General features: G+C 37.7%; 14 protein-coding genes and 2 pseudogenes. 8 read left to right on the top strand and 8 right to left on the bottom strand.

Translation table 11 applies throughout. The features are described 5' to 3' along the window. The 5 genes from ACKTSF_RS13750 to ACKTSF_RS13730 all read left to right on the top strand — a co-directional run. Positions 1-254, top strand: a 254-nt coding sequence (locus ACKTSF_RS13750; protein ID WP_407890170.1) for a hypothetical protein, incomplete at its 5' end; no start/stop codon positions are given. Between the two features lie 391 nt (positions 255-645). After that, complete coding sequence (locus ACKTSF_RS13745; RefSeq protein ID WP_010015136.1) at positions 646-858, top strand: hypothetical protein; 213 nt, start codon at positions 646-648, stop codon at positions 856-858. Positions 859-1,578: 720 nt separating this feature from the next. After that, a complete protein-coding gene (locus tag ACKTSF_RS13740; RefSeq protein ID WP_046870760.1) occupies positions 1,579-2,514 on the top strand; it encodes a replication initiation protein in 936 nt (311 codons plus the stop codon). Continuing rightward, a complete protein-coding gene (locus ACKTSF_RS13735) occupies positions 2,507-3,079 on the top strand; it encodes a helix-turn-helix domain-containing protein (protein WP_020090467.1) in 573 nt (190 codons plus the stop codon). The genes ACKTSF_RS13740 and ACKTSF_RS13735 overlap by 8 nt, the downstream gene beginning before the upstream one ends. Next, the gene (locus tag ACKTSF_RS13730; protein ID WP_020090466.1) at positions 3,067-3,267 is read left to right on the top strand and encodes a hypothetical protein; all 201 of its coding nucleotides are present in this window, start codon (positions 3,067-3,069) and stop codon (positions 3,265-3,267) included. The genes ACKTSF_RS13735 and ACKTSF_RS13730 overlap by 13 nt, the downstream gene beginning before the upstream one ends. Before the next feature lie 42 nt (positions 3,268-3,309). On the opposite strand, the gene ACKTSF_RS13725 is transcribed toward ACKTSF_RS13730, so the two are convergent. From ACKTSF_RS13725 to ACKTSF_RS13705, 5 genes are all read right to left on the bottom strand, one after another. Further along, the gene (locus tag ACKTSF_RS13725; protein ID WP_002831210.1) at positions 3,310-4,644 is read right to left on the bottom strand and encodes a dihydrolipoyl dehydrogenase family protein; all 1,335 of its coding nucleotides are present in this window, start codon (positions 4,642-4,644) and stop codon (positions 3,310-3,312) included. A gap of 152 nt (positions 4,645-4,796) precedes the next feature. Next, the gene (locus tag ACKTSF_RS13720) at positions 4,797-5,369 is read right to left on the bottom strand and encodes an MFS transporter (RefSeq protein ID WP_225416435.1); all 573 of its coding nucleotides are present in this window, start codon (positions 5,367-5,369) and stop codon (positions 4,797-4,799) included. Then, complete coding sequence (locus ACKTSF_RS13715) at positions 5,342-5,671, bottom strand: hypothetical protein (protein ID WP_407890166.1); 330 nt, start codon at positions 5,669-5,671, stop codon at positions 5,342-5,344. Before ACKTSF_RS13715 ends, ACKTSF_RS13720 begins: the two co-directional genes overlap by 28 nt. Before the next feature lie 433 nt (positions 5,672-6,104). Next, complete coding sequence (locus ACKTSF_RS13710) at positions 6,105-6,407, bottom strand: type II toxin-antitoxin system YafQ family toxin (RefSeq protein WP_407890164.1); 303 nt, start codon at positions 6,405-6,407, stop codon at positions 6,105-6,107. After that, positions 6,397-6,675 (bottom strand): plasmid mobilization protein, encoded by a 279-nt coding sequence (locus ACKTSF_RS13705; RefSeq protein WP_003625288.1) that lies wholly within the window; start codon positions 6,673-6,675, stop codon positions 6,397-6,399. The genes ACKTSF_RS13710 and ACKTSF_RS13705 overlap by 11 nt, the downstream gene beginning before the upstream one ends. Before the next feature lie 103 nt (positions 6,676-6,778). On the opposite strand from ACKTSF_RS13705, the pseudogene ACKTSF_RS14585 reads away from it, so the two are divergent. Next, positions 6,779-6,859: pseudogene (locus ACKTSF_RS14585) on the top strand (site-specific integrase); the annotation flags it as partial. A gap of 622 nt (positions 6,860-7,481) precedes the next feature. Here ACKTSF_RS14585 and ACKTSF_RS13700 read toward each other — a convergent pair. Both ACKTSF_RS13700 and ACKTSF_RS13695 read right to left on the bottom strand, forming a co-directional pair. Continuing rightward, entirely contained in the window at positions 7,482-7,664 is a 183-nt protein-coding gene (locus ACKTSF_RS13700; RefSeq protein ID WP_225436704.1) for a hypothetical protein, read from the bottom strand. Positions 7,665-7,704: 40 nt separating this feature from the next. Next, positions 7,705-8,774, bottom strand: a protein-coding gene (locus tag ACKTSF_RS13695) for an IS3 family transposase (protein WP_407890162.1) whose coding sequence is annotated in 2 segments (ribosomal slippage) — positions 7,705-8,546 and positions 8,546-8,774 — 1,071 coding nt in all. Because the reading frame shifts where the segments join, the coding sequence is not laid out codon by codon here. Between the two features lie 125 nt (positions 8,775-8,899). Between ACKTSF_RS13695 and ACKTSF_RS13690 the strand changes: the two genes are divergently transcribed. After that, complete coding sequence (locus ACKTSF_RS13690; RefSeq protein WP_046811107.1) at positions 8,900-9,952, top strand: ABC transporter permease; 1,053 nt, start codon at positions 8,900-8,902, stop codon at positions 9,950-9,952. 4 nt (positions 9,953-9,956) lie between these two features. Further along, the gene (locus ACKTSF_RS13685; RefSeq protein WP_216763218.1) at positions 9,957-10,637 is read left to right on the top strand and encodes an ABC transporter ATP-binding protein; all 681 of its coding nucleotides are present in this window, start codon (positions 9,957-9,959) and stop codon (positions 10,635-10,637) included. Positions 10,638-11,207: 570 nt separating this feature from the next. Here ACKTSF_RS13685 and ACKTSF_RS13680 read toward each other — a convergent pair. After that, positions 11,208-11,319, bottom strand: a pseudogene (locus ACKTSF_RS13680) (type II toxin-antitoxin system YafQ family toxin); the annotation flags it as partial.

The raw sequence follows: 11,319 nt of genomic DNA, 5'->3' as shown, positions 1-11,319 counted from the left end.
CACAGCTGCCACAGTTATTGTCGCGTGAAGATTTAAAAATTCGCTGGCAGATGAACTCTCGTCAAAGTGTTCATCAAGTTGCTAGTAAGCCTGATTTTCCGCAACCCGTTTTTGCTTTTAATCATGGTAAGACGCCACTTTACTTAGCAACTGAAATTCAAATTTTTGAAATTAATCACCCCTGGGTGATAACTCCCAGTGCTCGTCTTGCTTATAGTCATTGGATCCTTCGCAATGTGATTGATCAATCTTGATATTCAGCTCTAGGTTTTTGAGGGTTTACTATAGGTTTTTTATAGTTGGCGCTAGCCTTCTAATACAAATAATACCCATTTCGATGGGTATTAAATCTACCCTTGACAAGTGTCAAGGGTGTAAGTGCGCATTGACCTAGTTTTACTCGGTCTGCTGATAACCATAAAATCAGTTTTTGCTGTTGTTAAACTGAATGTATTTTTAATTCAATTTATACTTGCACTTAACTAAGTTTGTTATGCTTTAGATACTTAAAAAGTGTTGCAGATTATGCTGTTTTAAGCCAAAATTTTTTAATTGCTTTGTGCAGAGAATTTTTATAAGCTTGGTAACAAATTTTGAATAACGGTGTTGTAAGATCTGTAAATCTAAACTGAAATCATTATTTTGATGTTAGGAGTCATTAAGATGGACGAAAAGAAAGTATTAAAACCAATTGATGAAATGCTTGCTGATCCTTGGCAAGTTGATATTCAAGAATTGTTTGAAGCTTCTGTCAATGAACCTGACGAGATTAAAAAGAATTTGTATGATTCCTTATACACTTATATTTTGCAAAAAAGACAAGAAGATATTATTAATCGTCCTGGCTTCGTTATTTAGCCCTCTAAGAGCCTGCTGAGGGCTTTTTGTTTTGCTTTGGTATAAATGTATATGAATAGTCTTAAAATTGCTAGAAACGAAAAATAAGGCCCTAAAAAACGAACATAGCCGCTAAGTTCTTGTTAAGATTCAAAAAAACTAACTGTTTGCTGTCAATGTTAGCGGACGAGCAAAGCGTGGGAGCATAAGGAATTGACAGCTCTAAACCAGTCTTAACACTGAATTGGCGAAAGCCAAAGTTTCTATAAAACTTTGCTTTCCTGCCTAACGGCGAGTGAAAGAGCGATCAAGCTGGCTCAGCTTGGACGGGGATCGGGGCGTCAGCGCCCGAATTAATGTGGCTTGCCACACCTTTTTAGGCAACGAACGAAGTGAGGCGCAAGAAGCGTAGCGACTGGAGTTTAATGTGAGCCGGTTTTTGGCTAACTCCTTTGTGTTTTTTTTGTTTTAGGTTTGTATCTCGTACAGTGGTGCCTCTTATATACCTCTTTTATAAACCTCTTTTAAACCTCTTTTAGACCCCTATTGAGCCTTACTCTCCCAGGGCGTACAGAAGTTTATCAACGAGGTTTTGTCTGTTTATCAACGAGGTTTTGTCTGTTTATCAACGAGGTTTTGTCTGTTTATCAACGAGGTTTTGTCTGTTTATCAACGAGGCTTTTAATAGTGATCGTTGATAAACAATCGTTGATTTTATATAATAGTTATGGAGGTGTAATTATGAGCAATGAACTTATAAAATATGATCCAGAACTTAATACTATTCCCTTACGTAAATTCACCCCTATTGAAATGAATCTATTTTTTTCAATTATTTCTCGTATGCGTGATAAAGGGGATCAAACAGTTAGATTTTCTTTTGAACAACTTAAAGACTTGAGCAACTATAAACCAACTGCAAATAATCGCTTTGAAGATGATATTCAAAGAACTTATGAAAAACTAATGGGACTTCATTTTGGAAGACGTAGCAAATCTGGATTAAATAGAGAGATGTTTGTTATGTTTACTAAATTCAGCATTGTTGGTGAAGCTGATTCCCCTTATGTAGATGTTGAAGTATATAAAGATGCTTTGCCACTTCTTAATAATTTAGATACATGGGTTAGATATGCTTTAGCGGAATTTAGAGATCTTAGAAGCAGTTACGCCAAAACTGCCTTTAGATTGTTAAAGGGTTTTAGAACAACAGGTTATGCTTTTTTATCAAAAGAAGACTTTTTTGAATTACTTGATATTCCCAAAAGCTATTGGAAAAAGTCAGGAGATATTGATAGGTATGTTATAAAGCCCATCAAAGAAGAGTTAACACCATTATTTAGAGGCCTAGCTATTAGAAAGAAATATGGCAAGGGACGTGGAAAACCAGTAATAGGGTATTCATTTACCTGGAAACCAGAAAAGAAAGGCGCTAATGACTTCTCACAAGGTGAATTACAAGATGAACGACAAAAACTTTTCAATATTCAGCATAATAGTGAACTAACAGAACAGGAAAAATGGCGCGCTACTGATAAAGTTAAAGGATTACCACTAGGATCCACTGAAAAACAAGCATTGGCTGATAAACAGGCTGAACATGATAAAAAAATAAGAGATCAAGCAAGACAAGAAGCACTTGCTGAACTCCGAAAGGGGTTTGGGAATAATGCCTAAAACAATTAGAGAACTTGCTGATGAATTGGGCGTTTCAAAGCAGGCTATATGGCAAAAGATAAAAAGAGATGCGTCAATCGATTTACGTCAATTTACATCAACAAAAGGTAATACTGTTTACGTTGATGTTGATGGGCAAAAAGCTATTAAAGCAATGTTCTCAAACAATTCGTCAACAAGATACCGTCAACAAAAAGATGATGTTGACGACAACAAAAAAGATGCGGTTGATGGACAAGATGAAGTGAAATTCCTTCGAAATTTAGTATCAGAAATTCAATCTGAAAAGAAAGAGTTACATAAGTTACTAGATCAGCAACAAAGATTGGCCTTACAGGACAAACAACTGCTCGAAGAATACAAAGCAGAAAACGACAGATTAAAAGTTCTCAAAATGCCCTCACAGGAAACAGAATTCAAACACTTAGACAATCAATATAAAGATGAAGTGAACGTGAACGCTCTTAAAGAGAAGTTGGAAAATTTGCAGGAACAAATCAAAGTTCAAAAAAGGATAGAAGAACAAGAAAAACCAAGAAAATGGTGGGGACTATGGCGAAAATAGATGATTCAGTTAAATTGACATCATTTAAAGGTAATTTATATGATGTGATGAAGTTAATCTTAGCTAAACGTGGGGTAAGTGTAGGACGAGCACGTAATCCTTTACCACATGTAGAAGATGATGAAATGGATCATGTTGAGGTAGTACGGCAACATATTGATGATGCAATTGCTGAATTTACTAAATAATAAAAAAACGCCGAGTCTCCTTAAAAGAGGCTCAGCGTTTTTTTAAATCTGTGACCAGACGTCCGCTCCCAAAGTAGGGAAGAGAGGTACGATGCGGCCTAGTTGTTCAGCTGTATATTGAAACTCAATTGCTGGTAATAAAACGTTAATTGCATCGGCAGCATGTTCACTAACTTCAGCTGCTCCTACAAGATGATGGTCTTGATCGTAAATCAAGGTGTTATCACCAATTGTTTCCTTATCAACTTGGCGGAACCATCCGTCAGGAAGATGATTAGTTTTAATGGTGTAATCAGGATTTTGCTGAGCTTCTTCGACGCTCATACCAACCTGTGCGATTTGTGGTGAGGTAAAGACAATGGTTGGGATGGGCGGATAGTTGATTGCGTCAGTAGTCTTTCCTGTGAAAAGTTGGGTTAAATAACTAGATTCAAAGATCGCAGTCGGGGTGAGCTTAGGCTGTTCTTTATCAAGCACATCACCAGAAGCATAGATGTTATCAATGTTAGTTTGAAGATGATCGTTAACTTCGATCCCGTTAGCATTGTAACTAACGCCTACTTCGTCTAATCCGATGTTTTCGATGTTAGGAATTCGTCCGGTAGCATCCAAAATCCAGTCGGTGGTGAGGGTTTCGTGATCGTTATAAGACACGGTAAAATGAGAACCGTCTTCCTCAAAACGATCCACCTGAGCGTTGTAAATGAACTTCACCCCTCGTTTTTCGAGGTCGGCAATGACTTGTTTTACGTAATCTTGATTAAATTTGCGCAACGCCCGATTATGGCGTAAAAGTACAGTGACGTTCGCGCCGGCAGCATTGGCAATCGTGGCAAATTCCATGCCGATATAGCCCGCGCCAATAATTACGATATTTTCAGGAAGCTGTTTGAGGTTCATAAAATCGGTACTGTCATGCGTAAGTTCTGAGCCCATAACATCTAGATGGTGGGGACGTAGCCCCGTTGCAATCACGATTTTGTCAGCGGTGTAGCGCTGTTGATCCACTTCGATGGTGTGAGCATCAACAAATTTTCCACGACCGTGAATAATTTCGATGTCAACAGAGTCGAGTAAACCAGTAATCATGTCCGGCAAGCCGTCGATGACTTCGTGTTCATGTTCTACATTGGCAGTCCAATCCAGCTTTAAGTCACCATTTACAATGCCATCAAGGCGTTCTTGGTGGCGTAAAAGTTGAACCGGGTTGTCCAGCGTAATTTTCGCGTTGCATCCACGGTTTGGACAAGTTCCCCCGATTTTGTCCGCTTCGATAATGGCGACTTTTTTACCACTATTAGCTAGTGGAACCGCCCCGTCGAAGGCACCATGCCCCGCGCCTAAGTACAAAACATCAAATTGATAACTTTCAGTCATTTAATTACCTCCATCCTAAATTTAGGTGAATAAATAATTACCATTGTTGGCACGAGCATAGCAGAGGATAGGTGCGAGTTGCAAGCGATTGCAACTAAAGAGAACAAAAAGCAATCCTTAACTTTAAATAAGGATTGCTAAAAAATATCTTACTAACGTTTTAATGATTTAATCGATAGCATTGAAATACCACCAATCAAGGAAAAAATAAATGAAACAATAAAAATTCCAGAATAACCAAAAAGACTTATGACGGCAGCGGCTAAAACGGGTGCGATAGCTTGTGTAATTGTATTACCTAAGTTGTAAACACCTAAGAAAAATGCAACACGATTTTGATCGGGGATAACTTTTAAGTTTAATAAATTATCAAGTGCGTTCCATAAGCCCATTCCTAAACCGGCAGCTAAGGCGTAAAGAATAATACCAGTATTATTTCTTAAGAAGAACAGGGAGAGACCTGCAATTGCTAATAAGATAGTTGAGAGACCTACTGGTAATTTCAGTATTTTAAATTTATTAGATAGTGGCCCAGCGACTAATCCCATCAAAATGCCAAAAATAAGCATAATCATGTTAACAAGTTGGATAGAAGATTGAGTTTGATTACCACGATGAAGAAAGTCGGTCATTATATATAAAATGTATCCTGTAATTGCAAAGTTTCCAACTCCCTGAAACATTTTTCCTATAAGAGCTAGGTAGTAGTCGCGCCAATTTGCCAAGAAAGAAAAATTAACTTTACATTTTTTAAAGAAAACTTTTCTTTCTTTTTAGTTGAGGTTTCATCTAAATTAGAAGGCTCATGGACAATCAAAGTTGCAATTAATACGCCAGCAAATGTGAATATACCAAAGACTATAAATCCTAGTCGAAACTGGCTAAGGAACAAAGCACCGATAAAGTTAAATCCGTTATTACCTAAAGCCATGCCTAGACCACCATAAGCAGAAGAAGCAGTCCCCTTTCCATCTTCAGGTGCAAAGGATAATCCAGATTTAAAAAGCCAAGAGCTAAAAAAGCCCAACAAACTTTACAACAATAATCGTAAAAAGCGCCTAGAAATAGGCTTTTTTTCATGTTTCGACGTTTGAGAAACGCATTCTAAGTCCAGTTTTTATTAATAAATGGGTTAATGTCCGCTAAATGAATATATAAACTGCGTCATAACTTAACAATTGTGTCGCTTTTTTTGTGCCTTATAATTAAAGGTGTTAAAATACGTCATAACTTACCACCATAAAGCAGTCCAATTAATTTATTGACTTCTAAGTAAAATACCAGGAGTTTTGCTATGAATTAACTATGATCCTAGGTGGTCACTAAAACATTCCTTAATTTAGGGTCTATAATATACAAATAACCCCTCAAAAACATTGAAAGAATAGCCCCCAATATCTATAATGTAGATATTGGGGGCTATTTTAATTTATTTTTTTATAAGTGCCCCTAAACTATAGCTATTGATTCAAGATTTCATGGGAGCCAGTTGCAACCAATAACAAAATCAATTCATCATGATCTAGCTGATAAATAACAATCCAGTTGTCATAATTTTTACCATAGTTTCCATATCTGGCAGGGTGAAATTCACGATAGCCACGCCAATTTCCTTTTAATGCATGATCTTTAATCTGTTTCAAAACAAGTACATCTTGTTCAACAATTGCTTCTAAACAAGGATTCAAGACAGTTATTGGGAAATGTTTTTTGACTAGTTTTTTTAATTCACGTTCAAAAGATTTGGTCTGTTTAATTTGCATCTAACTTATCGATCCAATCTTCAAAGTCAGTCAATGAACCAATGTTTTTGACCTGCCCTGTTTCTGCTTCTTTTTTAGCGGCTAAGGCTTCCGGAGAATCTAAAAAGCTGACTAATCGAACTTCATTATTGGCCGCTTTAACTAACGATAAGCGTATATACTCAGAAACGGTTAGCCCTTGTTTTGCTAGATTAGCTTTAGCCCGTTCACTAATGTCAGGTGTTACACGAGTTGAAATTGTCTTGTTTTTAATAATAGTATTACTCATTCTAATCCGCCTCCTTTAAGTTTACCATCGTACTACATTATAATATTCGATTTTTAGGTTTTCTGCAACTAAATTAATTTTAAAGTAAAGGAACTAACAGCTTATGCAACAAGTTGTCTTACCCATCAAAGATTCAAATGTTCTCAAGGAGGTTCAAGATACGTTACTCAATAACTTTAGAAGCTGTTTAGTATCTTTGATTTTGACCAAATAATTTGATAACTACTGTCAAAAAAGTTGGTGATCATATGCAACATTTTAGTCATCATTACCAAAGCGATATTTCTCGGCAACAATTCGATTTGATCCGCCAGGATCTGGAAGCTTCAAGGTCCCCAATTCCCCCCTCACTCAAAAAGGAGTGAGCGAAGCCCACGCTCACATTTAACTGCGCCTCCCGTTGGTCGTTGCTAAAATCAAGCCCATGGTTAGGAAACTTCGGTCACACCCTCAGGCAGAATTAAATAGCGTTAATAGCTGATCTGGCCCTTTCTATTGTTCTAACTGTCGTTATTTTGAAATCAAGCATACTACATCAAATCATGCTATAGCACTAACAGTAAGATAAATCAGAAAATCAAAATATCAGTTAAAACGATGATGTGGCTAAAACGTAATTTAATTGCTAGAAGGAACAAATGAGATATTAAAGATATGGTCTTTCTAGCGACCACCAAATCCACTAAAACCACCAAAAATCATTCCAATACCACTACCCGTTGTACTAGTTTGATATTTATCTGAGATAAGATTCAAATAGATAACTTTAACTTTTGGGGATAGGGCAGATTTTATCGCTAGGGGCGTTAAAAAAATTGTAAATCACTTAAAATTTTTGGCAAATATTTTTTGTCTTTTAAAGATTGTTCTGCTTCCAGTAAAAATGGTTTTTCTTCAGTAGTTGGTGCATCAGCTAAAGCATTTTGTATATCAGTAAGTAATTTCACTTCAGTAGGTATTCGTTTTGTGTTGTTTTTAAAAAAGCTCATTAGATGACTGCTCCTATGTCAATAAATGGCACATCTTTTTCTAAACACTCGTTCTAATTCTGTCGGAATTAAACCAACTGATGTAATTTGAGGTTCGGATTACCAAGTCCTCAAAATTGGAAAAAGTTGTTTGAAAGGCAAACTCTCTCTTCAACAATGAGTGAAAAGCTTCAATTGGCCCATTATCATAAGGATAACCTTGTTTTGAGTATGAGTGGCTAATCTGATGCCGTTCAAGTAAAGTTTCAACTTCGTTGCTGGTGTACTGTGAACCCATGTCAGAGTGAAAATATTGTGGCTTTTGATGACATTCAAGCGCCTGATTAATCGTTTCTACAACTAACGTCGCCTCCATCTGACGACCAATCTTGAAAGCAAGAACTTGATGAACCTTTGGTTCGTAAATAGAACTGAGATAAACCCAGGTTCCTGGACGTAATTCCAAATAAGTAATGTCAGCACGCCATATCCTTGCATTGGGCTGGTGCTTGATTAAATTGGGGCGTTGTGAATGATCCACATGAGTGCCAGGTTTTTTAAATCGCCGATTCATTAAAGAGTGAATCTCCATTTCCCTCATTAATCGTAAAATTCGTTTTGACCCAACACAGATGCCTGACTTGCGAAGCACCATCGTTATTCGTGGATAACCATAGGCACGATAATTATTTTCCCAAATCAATTCAATTTTTTCTTTGATCTGATTATCAACACGTTCGTGTTGACTAGGTTGATATCTTTTCCAATGGTAATAGGTGCTGCGCGGTAATTTCAGTGCCGAAAGAATAATTGATAAGCGGTGTCGCAATAACTGATCTTCTATGAAGACAAGGCAATTAATTCGTCCTAATGCTTTCCCAGTAACACCGCCGCAGCTTTTAAAATTTCAAGTTCCTCCTTTAATCGCTGATTTTCCCTTTGAAGTTGTTTGAATTCTTTGGACGTTACTTCAGTACCTTCTTCTAGCTCAACTGATTTAGCGCCTTTAACCCAATTCCGAATTGAATCGGCTGAAGGACCGTATTCCTTGGATAATTCATCGGATCGTCGTCCCGCTTTAACCATCTCCACAATGGACTTTTTTAAGTCCTCTTCATAACGTGTAACCATAAATAAAAATGCTCCTATGATGATATTTTACCAAACTAGCAAAACTAGTCCGGAATCTCATCATAAGAGCATGTATACTTGTGTATAGTAAGTTTGCTGAACTGCAACAAATACAGGAGGAACAAATGTTTTTAGCAATTAGAGAGATTAAAAAAGAAAAACTACGGTACGGCTTGATTCTAACAGTCGTCGTCTTAATCAGTTATTTGATTTTCATTTTAAGTGCCCTGGCGCTCGGGCTGGCAACAGCTAACACCGCTGCGGTGGACAGCTGGCAGTCTAAGTCCTTTGTAATGACCAAAGACGCTAATGGCAATGCCGGACAGTCATTACTGACAACGAAACAGGTGGATCAGTTAAGCGACGACAAAACCGCAACACTTGGCATTACACCAGTTAATATGAAAATTGGCGGAAAACGTGAATCCGCACAATTCGTTGGGATGAATAACGACGAGTACATCGCTAAAAACCTACAATTAACCAAGGGGCACTTGCCAAAGGCAGCTAACGAAGTCGTCCTCGCTGACTCAGTTGATAAGGATATTTACGGTATGGGGGATAAAATTTCGATTGGGTTATCTGATACGAAATATAAAATCGTGGGTTATGCGAAAAATGCCACGTATAACACCGCACCTGTTATTTATGGCGCGTTAGCGCAATGGCGTGTCATTAAGGGCGTGTCAGATCAATTCCAAGGTAGCGTAGTTACTTCAAAAACGTCACAATCGGTCGATGATAAAGCATTAAAGACTTATTCATACCAAGCCTTTATCAATAAATTGCCAGGTTATACACCGCAAAAAGCGACGTTTGGTCTCATGATTGGCTTCCTGATTGTCATTTCATTGATTGTGATTACCATCTTCCTCTACATTCTAACGGTTCAAAAATTGCCTAACTTGGCAGTTTTGCGTGCACAAGGCATTCCAAATCGTTTCTTGGCCCAAAATACGTTATTTGAGACGTTCTTTATTATGGCAACTGGTATCGTCGTTGGTGCTGTACTATCGGCATTAACTGAATTTGGGATTCCAGATAGCGTACCAATGGCATTTGATTGGGGATTGATGGGACTCATTGCGGCCGGATTGATGGTAACCGGGTTACTGGGTGCAATCATTCCGATTCGTGTGATTAGTAAGATTGATCCGGTATCAGTAATTGGAGGTTAAAAAGATGCGTGAAGAAAAACTAGCCCTTGAACACGTGACGAAACAATTTGGTCAGAAAACCAATTTAGTTACGGCACTAGAAGACGTCAGTTTAGCGTTTAAAGCTGGTGAGGTGTCGCTTATCATTGGTCCTTCAGGATCTGGTAAAAGTACCTTGCTAACCATTTTAGGCGGGTTACAGACACCAACAGACGGCTCAGTTCGTTTGAATGGTCACGACATCAGTGATTTGAGTACCAAAGAAGCCGAAAAAACACGACTTGAACAAATCGGTTTCGTCTTACAGGCGTACAATCTCGTGCCATATTTAACCGTAGCAGACCAATTCAAACTTGTTGACCAGGTGAAGCCTAACAATAACCTCAGTCAAGATGGATTTGACAAAATTATTGAAACGCTAGGCATTCAAAAATTATTAAACAAATACCCTGGCGAATTGTCTGGCGGTCAACAACAGCGCGTTGCAATTGCCCGTGCGTTGTATACAGACCCGGCGATCATCCTAGCCGATGAACCTACGGCAGCATTAGATACGGCACGTGTCAAAGAAGTTGGCCAACTTCTTGCTAATATTGCGCATGACGAGGAAAAAGCAGTCGTCATCGTCACGCACGATGATCGTCTGCGAGAGTTTTCTGATAATGTCTACAAAATTGTCGACGGAAAACTATCTAATACGGACTGATTAACACACTTGCTCTTATGCTGATATTCCGGACTAGTTTTTCTCGTTTGGTAAAATATCATCATAAGAGCAATAGATTATTTAGTTATGTTTTTGTCGAGCTTGCATTTTTGCTAGTCCGCTTGTAGCAAGGGTTTCAGCCCAATATAATAACTAAAATTTATAAGGTTACTTTTCAAATGTGTTGATTATCCATTGCAGAGAAAAGAACACAATAAAAATGATAAGAATAGGAAGCAGTCTAGCCAGCCAAATATTGATGTTTGGATATTGTGACAGAGTATGATAGAGCCATTGGGCAATTATAAAAGCGCCCAATCCGCTGACGATTTATTTGATGTTTTTATACATGTTATTTCTCCAATATATTCATACTAATATAGTACCTATAATACCATTAAACAAAAAAACAGCCCCTATTATCTATCCACTAGATAACGGGGGCTGTTTTATAGGGGCGATTAAAAAAAGGCACAAATAACCCCTCAAAATCATTGTTAAAATAACCCCCAATATCTATAATGTAGATGCTGGGGGTTATTTGTTTTTATATGGTATAAATGACTTCTCTTATTCGTCATTTTTTCGATACCTTTTGGAACGATTTTGACCAGGAAATAAACGATCATGCGATCCGACTCGAATGCCAATTAAGACTAGTTCATCTTTATCAATCGTATAA

The organism is Levilactobacillus muriae (genome assembly GCF_045862015.1).
Lineage (GTDB): Bacteria > Bacillota > Bacilli > Lactobacillales > Lactobacillaceae > Levilactobacillus > Levilactobacillus muriae.
This window is presented reverse-complemented; position numbering and strand designations above follow the sequence as displayed.

Bases quoted from the DNA above. Each gene is read 5' to 3' on its own strand.
- ACKTSF_RS13730 (WP_020090466.1), top strand. From the start codon at position 3,067: ATGGCGAAAATAGATGATTCAGTTAAATTGACATCATTTAAAGGTAAT.
- ACKTSF_RS13700 (WP_225436704.1), bottom strand. From the start codon at position 7,664: ATGAGCTTTTTTAAAAACAACACAAAACGAATACCTACTGAAGTGAAA.
- ACKTSF_RS13725 (WP_002831210.1), bottom strand. From the start codon at position 4,644: ATGACTGAAAGTTATCAATTTGATGTTTTGTACTTAGGCGCGGGGCAT.
- ACKTSF_RS13685 (WP_216763218.1), top strand. From the start codon at position 9,957: ATGCGTGAAGAAAAACTAGCCCTTGAACACGTGACGAAACAATTTGGT.
- ACKTSF_RS13735 (WP_020090467.1), top strand. From the start codon at position 2,507: ATGCCTAAAACAATTAGAGAACTTGCTGATGAATTGGGCGTTTCAAAG.
- ACKTSF_RS13710 (WP_407890164.1), bottom strand. From the start codon at position 6,407: ATGCAAATTAAACAGACCAAATCTTTTGAACGTGAATTAAAAAAACTA.
- ACKTSF_RS13705 (WP_003625288.1), bottom strand. From the start codon at position 6,675: ATGAGTAATACTATTATTAAAAACAAGACAATTTCAACTCGTGTAACA.
- ACKTSF_RS13740 (WP_046870760.1), top strand. From the start codon at position 1,579: ATGAGCAATGAACTTATAAAATATGATCCAGAACTTAATACTATTCCC.
- ACKTSF_RS13690 (WP_046811107.1), top strand. From the start codon at position 8,900: ATGTTTTTAGCAATTAGAGAGATTAAAAAAGAAAAACTACGGTACGGC.
- ACKTSF_RS13745 (WP_010015136.1), top strand. From the start codon at position 646: ATGTTAGGAGTCATTAAGATGGACGAAAAGAAAGTATTAAAACCAATT.